This window comes from Paenibacillus sp. A3 (genome assembly GCF_001399685.1).
Lineage (GTDB): Bacteria > Bacillota > Bacilli > Paenibacillales > NBRC-103111 > Paenibacillus_G.
The window spans coordinates 1-20,352 of sequence record NZ_JTHN01000125.1; the positions used below are offsets into that span (position 1 = coordinate 1).

Annotated in this window: 20 protein-coding genes; 17 read left to right on the top strand and 3 right to left on the bottom strand. The window is 55.1% G+C overall.

The annotated features are described in order from the left end of the window. The 11 genes from QJ48_RS19005 to QJ48_RS19055 form a co-directional block, all read left to right on the top strand. On the top strand, positions 1 to 288 hold a 288-nt coding region (locus QJ48_RS19005; RefSeq protein ID WP_193394466.1), incomplete at its 5' end, for a 50S ribosomal protein L11 methyltransferase. Positions 289 to 298: 10 nt separating this feature from the next. Further along, a complete protein-coding gene (locus tag QJ48_RS19010; protein ID WP_054975104.1) occupies positions 299 to 985 on the top strand; it encodes a site-2 protease family protein in 687 nt (228 codons plus the stop codon). A 133-nt stretch (positions 986 to 1,118) separates the two neighbouring features. Further along, entirely contained in the window at positions 1,119 to 1,895 is a 777-nt protein-coding gene (locus tag QJ48_RS19015; RefSeq protein ID WP_054975123.1) for a 16S rRNA (uracil(1498)-N(3))-methyltransferase, read from the top strand. Then, complete coding sequence (mtaB, locus tag QJ48_RS19020) at positions 1,896 to 3,302, top strand: tRNA (N(6)-L-threonylcarbamoyladenosine(37)-C(2))-methylthiotransferase MtaB (protein ID WP_054975105.1); 1,407 nt, start codon at positions 1,896 to 1,898, stop codon at positions 3,300 to 3,302. 136 nt (positions 3,303 to 3,438) lie between these two features. Beyond that, the gene (locus QJ48_RS19025) at positions 3,439 to 3,870 is read left to right on the top strand and encodes an NUDIX hydrolase (RefSeq protein WP_025851299.1); all 432 of its coding nucleotides are present in this window, start codon (positions 3,439 to 3,441) and stop codon (positions 3,868 to 3,870) included. A 67-nt stretch (positions 3,871 to 3,937) separates the two neighbouring features. Next, on the top strand, positions 3,938 to 5,308 hold the full coding sequence (locus QJ48_RS19030) for a class I SAM-dependent rRNA methyltransferase (RefSeq protein ID WP_054975106.1): 1,371 nt from the start codon (positions 3,938 to 3,940) through the stop codon (positions 5,306 to 5,308). Between the two features lie 198 nt (positions 5,309 to 5,506). After that, a complete protein-coding gene (locus tag QJ48_RS19035; protein ID WP_054975107.1) occupies positions 5,507 to 6,493 on the top strand; it encodes an SIS domain-containing protein in 987 nt (328 codons plus the stop codon). 97 nt (positions 6,494 to 6,590) lie between these two features. Next, on the top strand, positions 6,591 to 7,928 hold the full coding sequence (locus QJ48_RS19040; protein WP_054975108.1) for an ABC transporter substrate-binding protein: 1,338 nt from the start codon (positions 6,591 to 6,593) through the stop codon (positions 7,926 to 7,928). 63 nt (positions 7,929 to 7,991) lie between these two features. After that, positions 7,992 to 8,873: a carbohydrate ABC transporter permease gene (locus QJ48_RS19045; RefSeq protein WP_054975109.1), complete on the top strand. Its 882-nt coding sequence runs from the start codon at positions 7,992 to 7,994 to the stop codon at positions 8,871 to 8,873. 2 nt (positions 8,874 to 8,875) lie between these two features. Next, positions 8,876 to 9,706 (top strand): carbohydrate ABC transporter permease, encoded by an 831-nt coding sequence (locus tag QJ48_RS19050; protein ID WP_082420581.1) that lies wholly within the window; start codon positions 8,876 to 8,878, stop codon positions 9,704 to 9,706. A gap of 25 nt (positions 9,707 to 9,731) precedes the next feature. Then, complete coding sequence (locus tag QJ48_RS19055) at positions 9,732 to 10,553, top strand: PfkB family carbohydrate kinase (RefSeq protein WP_054975111.1); 822 nt, start codon at positions 9,732 to 9,734, stop codon at positions 10,551 to 10,553. A gap of 51 nt (positions 10,554 to 10,604) precedes the next feature. Here QJ48_RS19055 and QJ48_RS19060 read toward each other — a convergent pair whose 3' ends face one another. Next, on the bottom strand, positions 10,605 to 11,375 hold the full coding sequence (locus tag QJ48_RS19060; protein WP_054975112.1) for a GntR family transcriptional regulator: 771 nt from the start codon (positions 11,373 to 11,375) through the stop codon (positions 10,605 to 10,607). 211 nt (positions 11,376 to 11,586) lie between these two features. On the opposite strand from QJ48_RS19060, the gene QJ48_RS19065 reads away from it, so the two are divergent. Beyond that, complete coding sequence (locus tag QJ48_RS19065) at positions 11,587 to 12,189, top strand: nitroreductase (protein WP_054975113.1); 603 nt, start codon at positions 11,587 to 11,589, stop codon at positions 12,187 to 12,189. Positions 12,190 to 12,214: 25 nt separating this feature from the next. Here QJ48_RS19065 and QJ48_RS19070 read toward each other — a convergent pair whose 3' ends face one another. Further along, positions 12,215 to 13,141 (bottom strand): AraC family transcriptional regulator, encoded by a 927-nt coding sequence (locus tag QJ48_RS19070; protein ID WP_237762977.1) that lies wholly within the window; start codon positions 13,139 to 13,141, stop codon positions 12,215 to 12,217. 155 nt (positions 13,142 to 13,296) lie between these two features. On the opposite strand from QJ48_RS19070, the gene QJ48_RS19075 reads away from it, so the two are divergent. After that, entirely contained in the window at positions 13,297 to 14,418 is a 1,122-nt protein-coding gene (locus tag QJ48_RS19075; protein ID WP_054975114.1) for a Gfo/Idh/MocA family protein, read from the top strand. Between the two features lie 4 nt (positions 14,419 to 14,422). Here QJ48_RS19075 and QJ48_RS19080 read toward each other — a convergent pair whose 3' ends face one another. Beyond that, the gene (locus QJ48_RS19080; protein WP_054975115.1) at positions 14,423 to 15,262 is read right to left on the bottom strand and encodes a hypothetical protein; all 840 of its coding nucleotides are present in this window, start codon (positions 15,260 to 15,262) and stop codon (positions 14,423 to 14,425) included. A gap of 216 nt (positions 15,263 to 15,478) precedes the next feature. Between QJ48_RS19080 and gnd the strand changes: the two genes are divergently transcribed. The 4 genes from gnd to gntK all read left to right on the top strand — a co-directional run bounded on the left by gnd (position 15,479) and on the right by gntK (position 20,223). Beyond that, on the top strand, positions 15,479 to 16,378 hold the full coding sequence (gnd, locus tag QJ48_RS19085) for a phosphogluconate dehydrogenase (NAD(+)-dependent, decarboxylating) (protein WP_054975116.1): 900 nt from the start codon (positions 15,479 to 15,481) through the stop codon (positions 16,376 to 16,378). 111 nt (positions 16,379 to 16,489) lie between these two features. Continuing rightward, positions 16,490 to 17,161 (top strand): GntR family transcriptional regulator, encoded by a 672-nt coding sequence (locus tag QJ48_RS19090; RefSeq protein WP_054975117.1) that lies wholly within the window; start codon positions 16,490 to 16,492, stop codon positions 17,159 to 17,161. Positions 17,162 to 17,296: 135 nt separating this feature from the next. Beyond that, a complete protein-coding gene (locus QJ48_RS19095; protein WP_054975118.1) occupies positions 17,297 to 18,658 on the top strand; it encodes a GntP family permease in 1,362 nt (453 codons plus the stop codon). A gap of 17 nt (positions 18,659 to 18,675) precedes the next feature. Further along, a complete protein-coding gene (gene gntK / locus QJ48_RS19100) occupies positions 18,676 to 20,223 on the top strand; it encodes a gluconokinase (protein ID WP_193394467.1) in 1,548 nt (515 codons plus the stop codon). The last annotated feature ends 129 nt before the right edge of the window (positions 20,224 to 20,352 follow it).

Sequence of the window (20,352 nt, forward strand, 5' to 3'; positions counted from 1 at the left end):
GATCTGCTGCAGGTGCTGAACGAGCATAAAGCGGAAGCCGCCGGAAGCGGCGCGCTTGGTGTCAAGCTGCCCGTGCAGGTCGTTGTGGCGAACATTTTGGCCGAAATTATACTGCTGTTCGTACAGGATGTGTACGAGGTTCTGGAGTCGGGCGGACGCTATATCGTATCCGGCGTTATCAAGAGCAAGCAGCAGGCGGTAGAAGAAGCGTTGACCGCAGCCGGCTTCGAGTTGATCGAACAAACCGAGGAGCAGGATTGGGTTGTGCTCGTCGCCAGAAAGCCGTAGGTGAGCCGATATGGATTGGAACTTTTTCGCCTACCCGCTGGAGGAAATGCCGTTTGTTTTCCTTGTGTTGTTGATCGGCTTTACCGTGCATGAATTCGCGCACGCTTACTTCGCCGACCGGTTCGGCGATCCGACGCCGCGGTCGATGGGGAGGCTCACGCTGAATCCGCGCGTACACCTCGATCTGCTGGGGATGATCTTCTTTCTGGTCGTCGGCATCGGGTGGGCGAAGCCGGTTCTGGTCAACCGCAGCCACTTCAAAAAGCCCCGGCTGATGGGCATTATCGTCTCGTTAGCCGGGCCGCTCAGCAACTTGGTGCTTGCTTTCGTAAGCTTAATCCTGTTCTACGCGCTCATTCGTATGGGCGCGTTAACCGGAACGTCGCAAGGGGTAAGCTTGGCGATTCAGCTGTTTTTCACCCGAATGGTCCTGATGAATATTTTCTTGTTCATCCTCAACCTGATTCCATTTCCTCCGCTGGACGGCTACCGCATTGTGGAGGATTTGCTGCCGCGCCGCATCATGATGAAGATCAAGCCTTACGAGCAGTGGCTGTTTTACGCGATTTTGCTGATGTTCTTCATACCGCCGATCCGGCACGTTACGCTCGGGCCGATCTTTGCCCTGCAGGGGCCGATTTTTGCGGCGTTCGATTCTGTGGCGAAGCTGATGTTCGGGGTAGGCATCCGGATGTGATCGTTTCCGGTAAAATTGGTTAATTTTCTTCAGAAACTGGCGTTTGGAGCGAAAAAAGTGTATGATGAAGGATGACCGTTTCTACGTCTCGTATAAGCGGTCAACCTATTTTTGTGGAAGCGAAGGATACGGAATGCAGCGATATTTCATTCATCCGAACGAATTTGCGGATGCTGTGGTTACGATAACCGGGGACGATGCGCATCACTTGATTCGCGTGATGCGGGCGAAGCCGGGAGATACGTGCATTGTGAGCGACGGCGTGAGCCGGGAGGCGCTTGTACGCATTCGTTCTTTGGAGGACCGGCAGGTGACGGCGGATATTGTGGACCGTCTGCCGATGGAGAACGAAGCGGCGGTTGACGTATGGATCGCTCAAAGCCTGCCCAAAGGGGACAAGATGGAGCTTGTCATCCAGAAAGGGACGGAAATCGGCGCGGTCCGTTTTTTGCCGTTCGTTTCGGAGCGTACGGTCGTTCAATTGGACGGCAAAAAGGAAGGCAAGCGGCTCGAACGCTGGCAGAAAATTGCCAAAGAAGCGGCCGAGCAGGCGCACCGCAACCGCGTTCCCGCGGTCGAATCCGTGCTCTCCTGGAAGGAGCTGCTGCGGACGGCTTCGGAAGCGGATGCCGCCTGGATCTGCTATGAGAAGCAGGATGCGCAGCAGCTGCGCCGGGCGATTCGGGAAGCGGTAGCCAAGAGAAACGACCGAACCGACGGAAGCCGCGTCAAGCTAATGCTTATCGTCGGACCCGAGGGCGGGTTCAGCGAGCGGGAAGTTTCGGAGGCGGAAGCGGCCGGCTGTGTGGCGGTCGGCTTGGGCAAACGAATACTACGGACAGAGACGGCCGCCATGGTCGGACTCACATGCATTTTATACGAATCCGGAGAGATGGGGGGAGAACAATAAATGGCAACCGTCGCTTTTCATACGCTCGGATGCAAAGTCAACTTCTACGATACGGAAGCGATCTGGCAGCTGTTTAAACAGGAAGGCTACGAGCAGGTTGATTTCGAATCGACAGCCGATGTCTATGTCATCAATACATGTACGGTGACCAACACGGGGGATAAAAAGAGCCGCCAGATGATTCGGCGCGCCATTCGCAGAAACCCGGAGGCGATCGTCGCGGTGACCGGCTGCTACGCACAAACGTCGCCGGCCGAAATCATGGCGATTCCGGGCGTCGATCTGGTCATCGGAACGCAGGACCGGGACAAAATCATGCCTTACGTGAAACAGCTGGAGCAGGAGCGTCAGCCGATCAACGCGGTGCGCAATATTATGAAAACACGCGCGTTCGAAGAGCTGGACGTGCCGGACTTTTCGGATCGTACGCGCGCTTTCCTGAAAATTCAGGAGGGCTGTAACAACTTCTGTACTTTCTGCATTATTCCGTGGTCACGCGGCCTCATGCGCAGTCGCGAGCCGCAAAGCGTGCTGAATCAAGCCCGCATGCTCGTGGATGCAGGCTATCAGGAGATCGTGCTGACGGGAATTCATACCGGCGGCTACGGGGAGGATATGGAGGATTACAGCCTCGCCAAGCTGCTGTGGGATTTGGACAAGGTCGACGGCCTGAAGCGGATTCGCATCAGCTCGATCGAAGCGAGCCAAATTACGGACGAGGTGCTTGAGGTGCTGCAGGCCTCGGACAAAATGTGCCGTCATCTGCACATTCCGCTGCAAGCCGGAGACGACGAAGTGCTTAAGCGGATGCGCCGGAAATATACGACGGAGCAATTTGCCAACAAGATCGAGCACATCCACCGGATTATGCCGGGCGTGGCGATTACGACGGACGTTATCGTCGGTTTCCCGGGGGAGACGGACGAGATGTTCCGCCGTGGCTACCAGTTTATGGAACAGATGAAGTTTTCGGAAATGCACGTATTCCCGTATTCCAAGCGGACCGGTACGCCGGCCGCGCGGATGGAGGATCAGATTGACGAGGAAATCAAAAACGCCCGTGTGCACGAGCTGATCGATTTGTCCGAGAAAATGCAGCTCAGCTACGCGGAGACGTTTGTCGGCCAAGTGCTGGAGGTCATTCCGGAGCGGGACTACAAGGGTCAGCCGGGAAGCGGCCTGCTCATGGGCTATTCGGACAACTACCTGCAGCTCGTGTTCGAAGGCAGCGAGGACTGGATCGGCCAAGTATGCCGGGTGAAGGTCACCGAAGCCGGAGTCAACGAGTGCCGCGGCCAGCTTGTCCGCGCCCCCGAAGCGGGAGCCGTTCACCTGCCGTCCAGAGCGACGGGCACGGGCGCTTCGGCCGAGACGATTCCGGGACAAGCGGCTAAAGCGATCGTATAAGCTGAAGAACGAAGGATTTCATTCGACGATAAGCAGGCGCGTTTTCCTGCGGCATTCATGATTCAAGCCGCCGGTAAGACCGCCTGTGTCCGCCGGGTGAAGTCCTTTCGATTTCCAATAGGAAAGGGTGATGTCGATGAAGGAAATTTCGGCAGGTGGCGTGGTGTTTCGCAAAATCGGAAACGACGTGCAGGTGCAAATGATCCAGGACCGGTACGGCAAAATTACGCTGCCGAAAGGCAAGATGGAAGCCGGGGAAACGATAGAGCAAACGGCGCTGCGCGAAATTCTCGAAGAAACGGGAATTACGGGAACCATCGTGCGTCCGCTGGAGACGATCACATACCAATTCGCCATGAACGGCGGGGTCATCGACAAAGAGGTCCACTATTTTCTGGTGGAAGCGACCGGAGGCACCCTGCAGGCGCAGGTCGAGGAAATCCGCGGCGTCGAATGGCTTCATCCGCTGGAGGCATGGCATCAGCAGACGCATTCCGGGTACGGAAACAATGATTCCGTTTTGCAAAAGGCGCTGAATGCGCTGGGCTATGAAGTGAACGGGCAATGACCGAATTTGACCTGAAGCGGGGGCTCAGCGGCATCTCGTCGTACTAAACATTGGGAGGACTTCGGCCATGACTGTCGTCGTATTGCAGAAAAAAAGAAAAAAACGGTTGGAAGAAGGCCACCCGTGGGTGTACCGCTCGGAAATCGAACGCGTGGAGGGCGAAGCGCCGCCGGGAGGGCTTGTATCCGTACATACGCACGCCGGTCAATATTTGGCGACCGGGTATTATAATCCGGCTTCGCAATTGACCGTGCGGATTGTTTCCCACGAACCGATGGAAGAAATGACGCACGCCTACTTTGTTCGCCGGATTCAAGAGTGCAAGGAGCACCGGGAACGGTTTTTGCCGAACGCAGGGTCGTACCGGCTCGTTTACGGCGAATCGGATTTCCTGCCGGGATTGATCGTGGACAAGTTTGAGGACGTGCTGGTGGTCCAGATTTTGACGCTCGGCATGGAGCGTGTGCGGGAGGCGGTCGTCTCCGCGTTGGTCAAGGTGATGCGTCCGGCCGGCATTTACGAGCGCAGCGACGTCTCCGTGCGGCAACTGGAAGGCTTGGAGCAGCGCACCGGCGTGCTGTACGGCGAATGCCCGCAGCATGTCACAATCCGCGAGAACGGGATCGTTCTGGAAGTGGATATTGCGCAGGGGCAGAAGACGGGTTATTTTTTCGACCAGCGGGAAAACCGGGCCGCTTTGGAACCGCTTATGAAGGGCTGGGGCCAACGGAGCGGCGTTGAGCTGCAAGAGCGGGTGCTGGACGACGGAACGGTAAAACGCGTGCCGGTCAACCGGAACGGCAGCGAAGTGACGTTTCCTTATTGGGACGGTGCGACGGTGCTGGAATGCTTCTCGCATACCGGCAGCTTTACGCTTCATGCGTGCCAGTTCGGCGCCAAAAAAGTGACGTGCCTCGACATTTCCGAGCATGCCATTGAAACAGCCAAGCGGAACGTGGAGCTGAACGGCTTCAGCGACCGGGTGGAGTTCGTCGTCGCCGACGCGTTCGATTACCTGCGCGAGCACGCCCGCGGCTTGGAGCTGCGTCAGGAGCGGGGAAAAGCGGGCGAGCGGAAGGTCGATACGTCGGTGCCTCTTGCTGCGAAAGGCAGAACGTGGGACGTGGTCATTTTGGACCCGCCGGCCTTCGCCAAGTCGCGGAGCGCGGTCGAAGGGGCTTGCCGCGGCTACAAGGATATTAACCTGCACGGCATGAAGCTGGTAAACGAAGGCGGGTACTTGGTAACGGCAAGCTGCTCCTACCACATGAAGCCGGAGCTGTTCCTCGAAACGATCCATGCGGCCGCCTACGATGCGGGTAAAACGCTGCGTCTGATCGAATTCCGCAATGCCGGCAAGGACCATCCCCGCATTCTCGGTGTAGAGGAAGGCAACTATTTGAAGTTCGCTATTTTTGAGGTTCGAAGCAAACGATAACAGAATCAGCAAGGAACAAGCCTTAGTTCGGTTGAAGTCGGACTAAGGTTTTTTGTTTTCTCCATATTGACAGATAAGTTAACAGATAATATTATAAAGACATATAACGTTATATAACATATTATCAAAAAGCCGGTGATCGATCAACCCCATCGTTTGTTTCAGAACATTATCGATCTTAGAGGAGGAAGCGCATCCATGGTTAACGCTTATGCCAATGTGAACGAGCAGGTTCGTCAAGTACTTGAGGTATTCAGGAACCGGGACATCCGGAACGTGTTTTTTGTCGCTTGCGGCGGTTCGTCCGCTTTAATGTACCCCAGCAAATATTTGCTGGACCGCGAAGCGAAGGGAATCGTCTCGGATCTGTACAGTTCGAATGAATTCATCCACCGCAATCCGGTTACGTTGGGAGCGCATTCATTGGTTGTGCTGTGCTCTCATTCGGGCAATACGCCGGAGACGGTGGAGGCGGCGAAGTTCGCCCGGTCGAAAGGGGCGCTGGCGGTCAGTCTAACGAATGTGGAACAATCTCCCTTGGCCGCCGAGTCGGATTATGCGATAAAATACGGTTGGGGCGACGACGCCGTCGCGATCGATACGAATTATGGAATTATGTATCAGATCGTTATGGGGCTGCTCGAAGTGCGGGAAAACAATCTTAAATTCGGACCGATGATGAACAGCCTGGCGCATTTGCAGCAGGCTTATGATAAAGCGAGACAGCAGTTCGCCGAGCCGGCCGCGCGCTTCGCCGAAGGGTACAAGGATGAAAAAGTGATTTATACGATGGCCAGCGGAGCGAATTACGGCATTGCCTATTCGTTCGCGATTTGCATCCTGATGGAAATGCAGTGGATTCACTCGCATGCGATTCATGCTGGCGAGTACTTTCACGGGCCGTTTGAAATTTTAGATAAAAATGTGCCGTTTATTATTTTGCTGGGCTTGGACGAAACCCGTCCGCTCGAGGAACGCGCGCTGGAATTCTCGAAGCGATACGGGGAGAAATTGATCGTTCTGGACGCCAAAGCGCTGGATCTGACCGGGATCGATCCGGAGGTTCAAGGCTATATTGCCCCTCTGGTGTTGAATGTGGTGCTGCGCCTTCATGCGAATAAGCTGGCCGATGCGCGGAATCATCCGCTTACGACCCGCCGTTATATGTGGAAAGTGGCCTATTAATAAAAAATAGCTTGGACGCGGACGCGAACGGAGGCTCCTCGAGTCTCCGGCTCGGGTCCGGGCTGCACGGGATCCATAATTACAGGGGGGAAAAGCGATGAAAAGAACTTTATCGGTGATGGGCAGTCTGCTTCTGGCCGCCGGCGTTTTGTCCGGGTGCGCCCAATCGTCTGCCGACAGCTCGACTGCTTCGGGGAATAAAGCGAGCGGGCAGGAGAAAGCGGACTCCTCCAAAAAACAAGTGACGCTTAAGCTGTTTCACCGCTGGCCCAAGGAGCCTGAAAAAACTTATTTTGAAAGCGTTGTCAAGGAATTCGAGAAGCAAAATCCGAACATCAAGATCCAGCTCGAATCGGTGCTCAACGACTCTTATAAGGAAAAAATCAGGGTGCTTCTCGGTACGAACGAGCCCCCGGACATTTTCTTTACGTGGAGCGGGGAATTTGCTTACAAGTTTATTCGCGGTCAAAAAGCGCTCGATTTGACGCCTTATTTATCCACGGATCAAGATTGGTCGAACCGGCTGGTTGCTTCGCAGGTCGCGCCTTTTGCGCTGGACGGCAAGACGTACGGCGTCCCTATGACGATGGACGGCAAAACGTTCTTTTACAATAAAGATATCTTTAAGAAATTGAACCTTGCCGTTCCGAAAACGTGGGATGAATTGATTTCGGTACTGGACGTGCTCAAGAAAAACAATTATACGTCGATCGCGTTCGGCAACAAAGCGCCATGGGCCGTATCGCATTACATCGGCACGTTAAACCAGAAGATGGTGGATGAAAAGACGCTGCAAAAAGACTACAACCGGGCGACCGGCTCGTTCGAAGACCCTGCTTATGTCACCGCTCTTGAAAAGCTGAATCAGCTGAATGGCTATTTCAACAAAAATGTCAATTCGCTGGAGCATCAGTTTGCGCGACAAATGTTTATTGACGGCAAGGCGGCGATCGCTTATCTCCAGACGGCGGAAATTCGTTTGGTCGAACCGAACATCAAGTTCGAGCTCGGGTTTATGGATTTCCCGCAGCCGGACGGGGGGAAAGGCAATCCCAACTACATGACCGGAGGTCCGGAAGGCTTCATGATCTCGTCCGGCACACAGCACCCCGAGGAAGCGGTGGCCTTCCTGAAGTTTCTCACCTCCAAGGAAATGGGCGAGAAGCTGGTCAAAGACGTAGGCTTTTTCAGCGCCGTCAAAGGGGCGGTCAATTCGGGCAATTCGACGAAGGCCATGCAGGACGCCGCGGCTCAGATCATGAATGCGGAAAACACGGCGCTGTGGCTCGACACCGCGCTTGACAGCAAAATTGTCGATACGTATTTAAACGGCGTACAACTGATGCTTAACGGGGAAGGTACCCCGCAGGACGTTATCCGGGAAGTCCAGAAGGCGGGTAAAGCCGTCAGGGAAGCCGCAAGCAGCGGACAATGAGTTACTTCAGCGGCGGAGTTTCCGGGCTTCGCCGCCTCCTTCTCGCAAACTTAGGGGGGATGAATTTTGCGCCAAAAACCTATAACGCCGTACTTGTACTTGGCAGCGCCATTCTTGGTTTTGCTCACCTTTATTTATTACCCGATCGTCCGCAACATCCAGTACAGCTTTTACCGCTGGAATGCGTTCTCCCCGGATATGGCATACATCGGTCTGCAAAATTACACCGACTTGTTTCACGATCCGCTGCTGTATTCGGCCTTGGCCAACAATGTTTGGTATGCCGTTATTTCGGTCGTCTGCCAAGTCGGGGGCGGGTTGGTTGTTGCCGCGATTCTTGAGGACCGGGCGATCCGGCGGTGGGCCCCGTTTTTCCGCACCGTGTACTTTTTGCCGGTGATCATTTCCATTACGGTTATCGCTTTGCTGTTCGATTTCATTTACAATCCGGAGGTCGGGCTGCTTAACGGGTTTCTGAGGGCTGTCGGCCTGGAAAGCTGGTCGCACGCCTGGCTGGGCGAAAGCGGCACCGCGATGTTTGCCGTCATCGCCGTCTCGCAATGGCAGAGCGTCGGCTATGTCGCCATGCTGTTCATCGTCGCCATTCAGAAAATACCGGGCGAACTGTATGAAGCGGCAGAGATCGACGGGGCCGGCCGGTGGCGGATGTTTGTCAGCGTCACGCTTCCGCAGGTGAAGGAAATGGCGTTCGTCACGACGACGGTGACACTGACCCAGGCATTCACGGTATTTAACGAGCCGTACATTTTGACGGGCGGAGGACCGGGGCATGCATCCGAGGTGCTCGGAACGCTTTTGTATAAAACCGCCTTCGTGAAAGATTTGATGGGGTACGCTTCCTCGATCGCCGTCTTTATGATGATCGTGACACTGGCGATCTCGTTCCTGCAGATGAAATTATTCCGGTCCGGAGAGGAGGCCTGACGATGAGTCGAAAATCGTTGAGCGGGACGGTAGCGTTGTATTATGTGCTTCTGATCGTTTATTTCGCCGTGATCGCTTATCCGCTGCTCTGGATGCTCATCAATTCGTTCCGCGAGTCGGGGGAGATTTTCGGCAACAGCTGGGGGCTTCCGAAAACGTGGCTGTTCAGCAACTACGCGACGGCGTGGCATTCCGGCATCTCCGACTACTTCCTGAACAGCGTATTTGTCACGACGATCGTTTGCTTGCTGGTCGTGTTTCTCAGCGCGCTTGGAGCGTTCGGCATCTCCAGGTTCGAGTTTAAAGGGAAGTCGCTTTTGTTGATCTTATGCTTGGGCGGCTTGATGCTGTCGCCGCAGGTCAGCTTAATTCCGCTCTATAAGCTGATTCAAGCGTTGGGTCTGCACAATACGCACTGGGCGCTCATCCTGCCGTATGCGGCGTATCGCATACCGCTGTCGCTTTTGCTTGTACGCTCGTTTTTCCTTTCGGTTCCCAAAGAGTTCGAGGAAGCGGCATATATGGACGGCAGCAGCACCTTCGGCATTTTTATGCGTATTTTCATCCCGCTCAGTGTGCCGATTTTGTTCACGGTTGTTATTTTGACGGCGTACTTTGCGTGGAACGAATTTATGTTTGCCATCGTATTTATCGACAGCGAACGGCTGAAGACGATTCCGGCCGGGCTGATGCAGTTCCGGGACATGCTGCAGACGGATTGGGGCGTGCTGCTGGCCGGGCTGATGATTTCGGCGCTGCCCGTCATCATTTTGTTTTTGTCGATGCAGCGGTTTTTTATCCGGGGCTTGGCGGCCGGTGGAGTGAAAGGATAATCGGGAGCAGGAGAGGGGAACGAAGATGAAACTAATTGGAGTGGGAGATAACGTCGTTGACTTTTTTATGGACCGGGGAGAAATGTTTCCGGGCGGGAACGCTCTTAACGTTGCGGTGCTCAGCAAAAGGTGCGGTGCCGAGCAATGCGCCTATATGGGTATAATTGGAAATGATGAAGCGGGAGACCACGTGCTGCGCAGTCTCAGAGCGGAAGGCATCGATGTATCCCGCATTCGCAGAGCCTACGGGCCGAACGGACTGGCCGTTGTCGCGCTCGATGAGCAGGGAGACCGCCGGTTCGTCCGGTCGAACAAAGGCGGCGTGCAGAAGTCGATGACACTCCGATTCACGGAAGAAGATCTGGCCTATCTCGGGCAGTTCGATGTGCTGCATACAAGCGTCTACAGCTATGTGGAAAGGGATCTGCCTTTGCTCAGCGGATATGCGGATCTTTCCTTCGACTTCTCGACGAAGCGGGACCCGGATTATTTAAGAAACGTATGCCCGAATCTCAAATATGCGTTTTTCTCCGGAAGCGATCTGACGGAGGCCGAATGCGGGAAGCTGATTGCAGACGTACATGCGTATGGAACTTCCGTAGTCGGCGTCACGAGAGGCGGTCATGGGGCCATGTTCTCTTCCGGTGGAAGGCTGTATAAACAGGCGATCGCAGAAGCGAACGTCGTGGACACGTTGGGAGCGGGAGACTCGTTTATCGCGGCATTCCTGACGGCATACGGGAGCGGTGCGGAGATGCAAGAAGCGCTGCGCTTCGCGGCCGAGGCGGCTGCGAGAACTTGCGCCCATTACGGCGCATTCGGGTATGGAGTCCCTTATAAGGAATAAAGCCACTATGACAGTGGCTTTATTGATGACTTGCGGAAGACGCTTGTCCGGTCAAGTATGCTTGGGTAGAACCTTTTTGCCACCCGCGTTCGGCAGGGCGGAGCTGTTGATCGTGAACGTCGCTTTGTGCGCCGGCAATTGCAAGGTAGACGTATGGATCGGCCTGTTCCCGGCATCGAAAGCCAATTTGAAAATATCGAACAGCGCTGCGCCCTGCTCGCATTTAAGCAGCTCCGCTTCCGCTTGGGTTGCATAGATGACGTTCAGCACCTTGGCGTTGCTCGTCGGTACGATGTCGTATCTTCTTTTTAAGATTTCATAGGTCGATACGGATTCCGTAATGTATTGCTCCAGGCCGGGAAACAGGCTGAGCGGGTAGTGCGTCGTGTCGATGAAAAACGGATCATCGTTCACGTACAGCAATCGCTTCAAGCGCAGCAGCGGTTCTTCGTCAGGCACGTTCAGGTAATGGGCAAGCTCGGCGCTTGCTTTGACCGTATTGCACGATAAAATCTGGGACTTGGGCGTTTCGCCCGAGGTCATGATGAACTCGGAAAATCCGTCGGCCGCCAGCAGCTCCCGTTCGATTTTGAATTCCTTCACAAACGTGCCTTTGCCTTGCTTGCGCTGCAGAATGCCCTCGTCCACCAAATCCAGAATGGCTCGGCGGGCCGTAATCCGGCTTACCTCGTAAATGTCGCAAAGATCCGACTCGGACGGCAACTGCTGTCCGGGCTTGTAGGTTCCGCGATGAATTTCTTCTTTGATCATTTGCTTGAGTTGAACGTAAAGCGGGTTGGAGCTTTCGTTATTTAATTTCATGTACAGCCACCTTGATTGTCAGGTTATAAAATGCAAACACACTCGTTCCATTATAACGTATTATAATGTCATAGTACAGCCCGCGCAGACGGCCTTGCAAGATCCCGGCATGTCCGAGGTTTATGAGCGATTTGACGGCGGGGAGGCCGTTGTATTATGATCCTTGCGGTAACGTCTTTTCCATTATGATGATTTTGGAGGTGCCGATCTGATGAATTCGAACATGTCGTTAACCGAGGCGATTCGCGGCCGGAGAAGCGTAGGACGCGTCAAGAGCGATCCGATCGCGCGGGAAGTGGTCGAGCAGCTGCTGGAAGCGGGCAACTGGGCGCCCAGCCACCATGCGACCGAGCCATGGCGCTTTTATGTGATGACCGGCGGCGGCCGGCAAGCGTTGGCTGATGCGTATGCAGATATTGCGGCCGAAGGGGCCAAAGGCGTGTCCGGACAAGAGCTGGAGGAGCTGCGGGCGAAGCAGGCGGCGAAAGCGTTCCGTGCGCCGGTGGTGATCGCCGTTGCCGTATCCCCGTCTACAGCGAAAGGGGTCAGCCGCATCGAGGAGTTTGCCGCAGCGCACGCCGCCGTGCAAAATTTGCTGCTGATGGCGCATGCGCTCGGACTCGGGACGATCTGGCGGACCGGGGAGCCGGCTTATCATCCGCGGATGAAGCAGGCGTTCGGTCTCGGCGAAGCCGATGCCATTGTAGGACTGGTGTACATCGGCATTCCGGAGACGACGCCATCCGAAGGCAAGCGCCGTCCGGCTGCGGACAAAACGGTATGGATGACCGGCGAGGCCGACAGCAAGCTGTGATCTGTTTCCCATGCTGCCGCAGGGGCTATTCCGAATCCGTCTGACTTCGTGCTTTGACGGACCGGGCGTATTCGGAAGGGCTCATGCCGGCCGATTTTTTGAACGCTTTGGAAAAATAATGCGGCCCGCTAAAGCCAAGCATCGCGGCAATTTCGGAGAAGTTGTACGTCTTCTCCCGAATCAGCGATTTGGCCCGGCCGATCTTCAATTGATTGTAATAAGACATGACGGACAGCCCGGTCTGGCGCTTGAATTGTTCTTTCAGCCGGGTTTTGGCCACATGCAGCGCCTCGCTGATTTCACCGAGCGACACGTTTCCTTCCACATGCTCCTCCAAGTAACCGATGACCTTTTGGGCCAACGATTCGTTGTCCTTTTCCCTTGCCGTAAACGAAAGCGGCTTGCTCGTCTCCGCATGTTCCAGCCTGCGCAGAAGGCGGATCAAAAATGTCTGCAAATACAGCTGAATCAGCTGCTCGCTTCCGACAGGCGCGTCTTGCCGCCGTTTGAGCGGGTACCGAAACGGGAACTCGAACGCATGCTTTCCCTCCTTGACGATCTCCGCCAAAAGATTCCGCTCCGTATCTTCCAAATGGACGATTTGCCGCGCAAACCGCTTCATGGCTTCGGACCGGCAGTCGAACGTCAAGACGACAATGTTCGGGGCGGTGCCTTCACAGGCGTAAAAGCTGTGAAATTCGTCGGGCTCATGAAACACGACCATCCCCTGACGAAGCCGGTGCTGTGTCGTGCCCGCCGTCACCTCCACCTCGCCCTTGTCAACATAGACCAATTCCCAGAAATCGTGCTGCTCGCCCGGGAAAACATAGTTTTTGGCAAATTCGAAATAGTACATCGTGATAATGTTGTCGATGACAATCGTTTGTTTTAAGCGCGTTCGTTGATAGCTCATCCGGTCCTTCGTCTCCTGCTCCATTCTTCCCTCCATCATACCTTGGCTCCGGGCTTCTGAAAAGCGGTCCCCGCGTTCAGGGACGGGCTCATTTTGCAAAAAATGCGGCTTCGAAGACAAAGCCACGGCCGCTCCGGCTTTCTATAATGGGGGTGAACCCATTACATACGGATTGCTTGGAGGAGGAGTCAGACATGAGATTGGCTGTCATTGGCTATGGAGCGAGAATACGCGGGGTGTTGAAATATGTGCGGCAGGCCAACCCCGAATGCAAGGTTACGGCGGTTGTCGACATCCGCAAGGACAAGGCGCTGAGCGGTACGGAAGGTTCGGGCGATATCCGGCTGTTCGAGACGCCCGAGGAGATGCTTGAGCAGGAGAAGCCGGATGGCGTTCTGATCGGGACCCGCTGCTCCTTGCATACGGAAATGGCCCTGAAGGTGCTGCCGAGCGGAATACCGCTCTATCTCGAAAAGCCGGTCGCTACGACGATGGAGGATGCGCTGCGCTTGAAGCGCGGCTTTGAGACCTGTCCGTCGCCGGTCATCGTCTCTTTCCCGCTGCGCGTCACATCGATCGTGAAGCTGGTGAAGGAGATCATCGATTCCGGCAAAATCGGGACGGTCGAGCATGTCCAAGCGGTCAACAACGTTCCGTACGGAGGCGTCTATTTTCACAATTGGTACCGGGACGAGAACGAAACGGGGGGCCTATTTTTGCAAAAGGCGACCCACGATTTCGACTATATTAACCACGTGCTCGGGCTTCGTCCGGTCAGCGTCTGCGCGATGACGTCCAAGCAAATTTTCAAGGGCACGAAGCCTGCGGGGCTCCGGTGCGTCGATTGCGTGGAAAACAAAACGTGCGCCGAGAGCACGGTCGGCACGCCGATGGAGCAGGAATGGCCTTACTGCGCCTTTGCCGAAGATACGGGCAACGAAGATTCGGGCAGCGCGTTGATCCGTTACGAGACCGGGATGCATGTGTCATACTCGCAAAACTTTTTCGCCCGGCAAAAAGCGGGCTCCCGCGGCGCGCGGTTTCTCGGCTACAAAGGGACGGTCGACTTCGACTTTACGACCGGCATCGTCAAGGTATTCATGCATCACACGCCGAGGGTGGAAACGTATGAGATCGACGCGGCGGAAGATCATTTTGGGGGCGACGCGGCGCTTGCGGAAAATTACGTCAATATGATCCGCGGTACCGAGGAGTCGATCAGCACGCTGGACGACGGTTTGCTTAGCGCGCTCCTTTGCCTGAAAGCGCGGGAGTCGGCGCTCACCGGCACGTTCCAGACAGTCGACTGGACGTAGCGGGTCAAAGAGAGAGCCCGGCGGACCGGTCCGGAGGCAGCCGTTTCAGCAGCTGCTTGCGAGCCCGGTTGACGGCTCTGCGCACCGCCGGCGACTCATCCTGCTCCAGCTTGGCGAAGCCGGGCGCGAGAAGGTCCCAATGCTCAGCCGCCGCGGCTGAGGCATACATATTCGTCGCGTGGATGCGGATCGCTGCGTTCGTACTGGCGATCCATACGTCAAGCCGTGCAGCCGTTTCCTCCGGATACGAAGCGAGCAGCCCCTCACCGAGCGTGAGCGGGCTTATTGCTTTTCCGGCGGAGGCTGGGGCGTCCGACATCAGCAGTTCGGTCAATTCCAGCAGCGGCCGGGTCCATGCCGGGTTGCGGGTTTTGGCCGCGATCCGGACGGCGTGGGCAACGACTGCGATCTCGTCCGGCAAAGGCGAAGCGGACCAGGTGGTCAGCTGCGGATAAAACGCGTAAAATTGCTTGACCAGCAGCGTTCCGCAGGCTTCGCCCGTCCAACGCCGGACGGTGGCGTGCGGGCTTCCGGCCAAGAAGCGCAACCGTTCGGCCGTCTCGTCGGGAGCGGCTGTGTAATGGCCGGACAATAGAAAGACGGCAAGCTCCTGCGCCGTTTCGTCCCCGGATTGCGCAAGTCCGGAAGCCAGGCGGATGAGCCGCTTCGGATCGGGCAGCGCGGCTTCGATCACTTGCAGCGCTTGGTGCTTGACGGCGCGCGCTTGTTTATCGGGCAACGTGCCGAGGACCGGGGCCAGGGCAGCCGTTAAGGCGGAAGCCGAGCCGTGGGAGGCGGCGTCCGCCGCATCGCGCTTCCAGTCTTGTTCGGCAAGCGGCATCATAACAAATTCCTCCGTTTCAAACGTTACGTTGTTATATCTTACCACGATATTACCAAACATACGTTCTGCGGGCAAGGCATTTGTTCCGAAATTCCACGCTCTCAAGGCATAGGAGAGAGCAATTCGTAGTTTACAGACAAGCGGGATGGAGGTATATTATTTTTGAGTACATGAATACTTGTATACAAGTACACAATAATTGTCGAGGTGATAATGATGAAGCTGGGGATGATCGGACTGGGGAAAATGGGGTTCAACCTCGTGCAAAATTTGCTTCAGCAGCAGCATGAGGTGGTGGTGTACGACGTCAACCCCGAACCGGGAAAGAAATTGCAAGAACGCGGCGCAGAGCTTTCCGCTTCCGTCAACGAGCTGGTAGAGAAGCTGGAAGCTCCCCGCATCGTCTGGATTATGGTTCCGGCCGGTCCGATTGTGGATCAGGTGATCGACACGCTTGGTCCGCTGCTGGAGCAAGGAGATATCGTGATTGACGGAGGGAACTCCCACTACAAGCAATCGGTGGCCCGTGCGGATAAGCTGAAGGAGCGGGGCATCCATTTTTTCGACGTGGGAACATCGGGAGGCACGGAGGGCGCGGCCCGCGGCGGCTGCTTCATGATCGGCGGCGACCAAGACGCGTTTGCAACCATTGAACCGCTGTTTCAAGACATTGCGGTTGCCAAAGGCTATTTGTATGCCGGAAGCCATGGTAGCGGACATTTTCTCAAGATGGTCCATAACGGCATCGAGTACGGCATGATGCAATCGATTGCAGAAGGCTTCGAAATTTTATCGAAGAGCCAATTTGATTTCAATTACGAAGAGGTTGCGCGGGTGTGGGCGAACGGTTCGGTAATTCGGGGATGGCTGATGGAGCTGACCCAGAACGCGTTTTCCAAAGATCCCAAGCTGGACGGGATTCGGGGAATCATGAAAAGCTCAGGAGAAGGAAAATGGACGGTTCAGACGGCGCTCGATATGGAAATCAGCACGCCTGTCATCGCGTTGTCCCTGCTGATGCGGTACCGGTCTATGGAAGACGATACGTTCCACGGCAAGGTGGTGGCCGCTCTGCGCAATGAATTTGGCGGCCATGAAGTCGTAAGAAATTCGTAAGATCGATTTTCCTGATGGATTCGTTTCGTAACTATGTGATAAAATCTAGAAATACTTGTCTACGTTACCTTATCGCAGTTATTGAAAACGGTCTGTATGGGAGAGTTGTTCATGCGTTATCCTGCTGTATGGTTGCAAGGGTTGTCTTTGGGAGAAAGTATGGCTTGCGAATTAAGATTGCAAATTATCGCCGGGAACATAAGGCCGGGCGAAGTCATATCGGAGAATAAGGTGGCCGCGGAATTCGGAACAAGCCGGTCGCCGGTCAGGGAAGCGTTGAAAACGTTGTCAAACGAAGGTCTCATTCGCCTGGAAAGAATGGGCGCCGTCGTAAACGGTCTGAGCTCGCACGATGTCGAAGAGTTATATGACGTCCGGTTTTTGATCGAGAGCTTTGCGCAGCAGCGATTGGCCGAAGGAAACCATGAGTCGCTCCTTTCCAATCTGAAACGGAACATCGACAAGATGGAATTGGCGATGAAGCATCGCGAAATCGAGGAATTTTCGTATCTGGACTTTTCTTTTCACGAATCGATCATCGTGGAGGCCAAGCATGCAAGGATCTTGCATTTGTGGAAAAGCATCCGCCAAATCGTATTGACGGTCATGTACCTTACGACGGCGGAGGTGTTCTCCGAAGGCGAGAACAAACTCAAGTCCGTCATCGATAAGCACCGGTCGATTGTCGCCGGGCTCGAATCGAAGGACGTCACCGTCATTCAATCCGTCGTTCAGCAATATTTTGCGGATTCGCATAAAACGCTTCATAGCAGGTTTCCTTAAAAGGGCGCTGCTATGCAGGCTTTTCACTTCCATACTTGTCGACAAGTATACATGTATAAATTAATTGCAATGCTATAAATTGGGCATACTCTGGGTACCGAACCATGCTCGCATGAATACTAAGGAGAGCTGCTTATGAACAGTATTTTTGGTCTCGATCACAATCTGACCTTGATCATTTGGGCGTTACTTTCCATTGTTTTTCTTGTTGTTCTGATTGCCAGATTCAAATGGAATCCTTTTGTGGCGCTTTTGATTTCTTCGTTGCTACTAGGTTTTTTGGCCGGCATGAATCCTGCAGATATCATTAAAGCGGTTACAGGAGGGCTTGGCGGCACGCTCGGGACGATCGCCATTGTCATCGGGCTCGGAACGATGCTGGGCAAAATGATGGCCGAGTCCGGAGGCGCCGAGCGGATCGCGACGACGCTGATCGACCGGTTCGGCGAAAAACGGGTGCACTGGGCGATGATGGTTGTCGGATTCATTGTAGGGATTCCCGTGTTTTTCGAGGTTGGGGTCATCCTTTTGATTCCTATCGTGTTTATCGTGGCGCGCAAGACGAAAATGTCGCTGCTGCAAATCGGAATTCCGCTGCTGGCCGGACTTTCCACCGTGCACGGACTTGTTCCGCCTCATCCGGCGCCGATGATTGCCATCGCCGCTTATAATGCCGATCTGGGGAAAACGATTCTGTATTCCATTCTGATCGGGCTGCCGACGGCCATTATTGCCGGCCCGCTGTTCGGCAAATTTATCGGCAAACGTTTGGCGGTAGAGCCGCCGGCCGACCTGGCGGAACAATTCGCAGCGAAGGATAACCGCGGCCTTCCGGGGTTCGGGATCACGCTGTTCACGATTTTGTTGCCCGTTCTTCTCATGCTGATCGGATCGATCGCCACCATCATCGACCCGAAAGCGACGAGCGGCCTCACCCGGTTCAGCGAATTTATCGGTCATGAAATTATCGCCCTGCTTATCGCGGTCGTCTTCTCTTTCTTCTCGCTCGGTTTTGCGAGGGGCTTCAAGAAGGAGGACATTTCCCGCTTTGCCAGCGAGTGCTTGGCCCCGACCGCGACGATTATTCTGATCATCGGGGCAGGCGGAGCTTTTAAACAGGTATTGATTAACAGCGGGGTAGGCGGCGCTATCGCCGCGATGGCCACTCAGGCGCATGTGAACATTATCTTTTTCGCGTGGTTTGTCGCCGCTCTCATCCGTGTTGCGACAGGGTCGGCCACGGTTGCCATGACGACGGCCGCGGGCATCGTCGCTCCCGTCCTTGCGCTGAATCCGGGCGTGAATGTGGAACTGGTCGTACTGGCTACGGGCGCTGGTTCGCTTGTACTGTCCCATGTGAATGACGCGGGCTTTTGGATGGTCAAGGAGTTTTTTAACATGAGCGTATCGCAAACTTTAAAATCATGGACGGCGATGGAGACGATTTTATCCGTGGTGGGACTGATCTTCATTCTTCTCCTTAGCGCCGTGGTTTAAGAAAGAGGGTGATTTCATTGAGCCAGCCTGCCTATATGATTGGCGTTGATATCGGAACGACCAGCACGAAAGCCGTCTTATTCGAGGAAAACGGGAAAGTCGTAACCAAGGCGGACGAGGAATACCCTTTGTATATGCCTACTTCGTCTATAGCCGAGCAGGACCCGGACCGCATCTTCCGCGCGGTGATCCAAACGTTGAAGCGCGTCATGACGCAAAGCGCCGCGAGGCCGGAGCAAGTCCTGTTTGTCTCTTTCAGCTCGGCCATGCACAGCGTCATCGTGGTCGATGCCGAAGGCAAGCCGCTAACGCGCTGCATCACCTGGGGAGATAACCGAAGCGCCGCCTGGGCGGAACGCTTGAAGCGGGACATGAACGGGCATGAGATCTATTTGCGGACGGGGACGCCCATCCATCCGATGTCGCCGCTTTCCAAGCTGCTATGGCTTCGCCACGATCATCAGGTGCTGTTTCAAAACGCCGGCAAATTCATCTCGATCAAGGAATATGTGTTTGTCAAGCTGTTTGACGAATATGTGGTCGACTATTCCATCGCCTCGGCGACCGGACTGATGAATTTGCAGAAGCTGGACTGGGACGAGGAAGCGCTGGACGTTGCCGGGGTATCGAGAAATCAATTGTCCAGGCTCGTTCCGACGACGTATGCGCTGAAAGGAATGAAAGCCGTTTTTGCGGAAGAGACAGGACTTGCCGGATCGACTTCATTTATTGTCGGCGCGAGCGACGGCGTACTTTCCAACCTTGGCATGAATGCGATCGAGCCCGGAGTTGTCGCAGCAACCATCGGCACCAGCGGCGCGATCCGTACCGTGATCGACCAGCCTTCAACCGATCCGAAGGGGAGAATCTTCTGCTATGCCCTGACGGAAAAGCATTGGGTCATCGGCGGAGCGGTCAACAATGGCGGCATGCTGTTCCGGTGGGCGAGGGACGAGTTTGCCGCATCGGAGGTCGAAACGGCCAAACGTCTTGGAATCGACGCTTACGACCTGTTGACGCAAATTGTGGAGAAGGTCAGTCCGGGCTCCGACGGCTTGATTTTTCATCCTTATATGACCGGGGAACGCGCCCCTTTATGGAATGCCAATGCGAGAGGCTCCTTTTTTGGCTTGACGATGCATCATCGCAAGGAGCATATGATCCGCGCCGTGCTGGAAGGGGTTATTTTCAATCTGTACACCGTCTTGCTGGCGATGGGGGAGCGGATCGGGCGTCCCAAAAAAATTCAGGCTACCGGCGGCTTTGCCCGCTCCTCTCTCTGGCGTCAAATCATGGCGGATATTTTCGATCAGGAAGTGGTCGTCCCCCAAAGCTTCGAAAGCTCTTGCCTCGGAGCCGTCGTGCTTGGCTTATACGCGACAGGGAGAGCGGATTCGCTGCAAATCGTTTCCCGGATGGTCGGCGCAACGCATGTGCATAAGCCGATACGGGAGCATGCCGAAATCTATCATGAGCTTCTGCCCATCTACATTAAAATTGCGCGAAGCATGGAGGAAGAATACGAGGCGATCGCCCGTTTTCAGCAAAAGCGGGAACGTCTCTAGGAAGCTTCAAGCTTCGATCACGTGGAAAAAGCCGGGAAAAACGCGCTGTCCTGCAGCGCAGTTCTTTTCCCGGCTTTTTCCTATTTTGCCAAGCCGATGCCGCAGCCAAAGGATAAGCCGGGGCGGAAC

Coding starts and splice junctions, on each gene's coding strand:
- QJ48_RS19010 (WP_054975104.1), top strand. CDS start 299: ATGGATTGGAACTTTTTCGCCTACCCGCTGGAGGAAATGCCGTTTGTT.
- QJ48_RS19015 (WP_054975123.1), top strand. CDS start 1,119: ATGCAGCGATATTTCATTCATCCGAACGAATTTGCGGATGCTGTGGTT.
- mtaB (WP_054975105.1), top strand. CDS start 1,896: ATGGCAACCGTCGCTTTTCATACGCTCGGATGCAAAGTCAACTTCTAC.
- QJ48_RS19025 (WP_025851299.1), top strand. CDS start 3,439: ATGAAGGAAATTTCGGCAGGTGGCGTGGTGTTTCGCAAAATCGGAAAC.
- QJ48_RS19030 (WP_054975106.1), top strand. CDS start 3,938: ATGACTGTCGTCGTATTGCAGAAAAAAAGAAAAAAACGGTTGGAAGAA.
- QJ48_RS19035 (WP_054975107.1), top strand. CDS start 5,507: ATGGTTAACGCTTATGCCAATGTGAACGAGCAGGTTCGTCAAGTACTT.
- QJ48_RS19040 (WP_054975108.1), top strand. CDS start 6,591: ATGAAAAGAACTTTATCGGTGATGGGCAGTCTGCTTCTGGCCGCCGGC.
- QJ48_RS19050 (WP_082420581.1), top strand. CDS start 8,876: ATGAGTCGAAAATCGTTGAGCGGGACGGTAGCGTTGTATTATGTGCTT.
- QJ48_RS19055 (WP_054975111.1), top strand. CDS start 9,732: ATGAAACTAATTGGAGTGGGAGATAACGTCGTTGACTTTTTTATGGAC.
- QJ48_RS19060 (WP_054975112.1), bottom strand. CDS start 11,375: ATGAAATTAAATAACGAAAGCTCCAACCCGCTTTACGTTCAACTCAAG.
- QJ48_RS19065 (WP_054975113.1), top strand. CDS start 11,587: ATGAATTCGAACATGTCGTTAACCGAGGCGATTCGCGGCCGGAGAAGC.
- QJ48_RS19070 (WP_237762977.1), bottom strand. CDS start 13,141: ATGATGGAGGGAAGAATGGAGCAGGAGACGAAGGACCGGATGAGCTAT.
- QJ48_RS19075 (WP_054975114.1), top strand. CDS start 13,297: ATGAGATTGGCTGTCATTGGCTATGGAGCGAGAATACGCGGGGTGTTG.
- QJ48_RS19080 (WP_054975115.1), bottom strand. CDS start 15,262: ATGATGCCGCTTGCCGAACAAGACTGGAAGCGCGATGCGGCGGACGCC.
- gnd (WP_054975116.1), top strand. CDS start 15,479: ATGAAGCTGGGGATGATCGGACTGGGGAAAATGGGGTTCAACCTCGTG.
- QJ48_RS19090 (WP_054975117.1), top strand. CDS start 16,490: ATGCGTTATCCTGCTGTATGGTTGCAAGGGTTGTCTTTGGGAGAAAGT.
- QJ48_RS19095 (WP_054975118.1), top strand. CDS start 17,297: ATGAACAGTATTTTTGGTCTCGATCACAATCTGACCTTGATCATTTGG.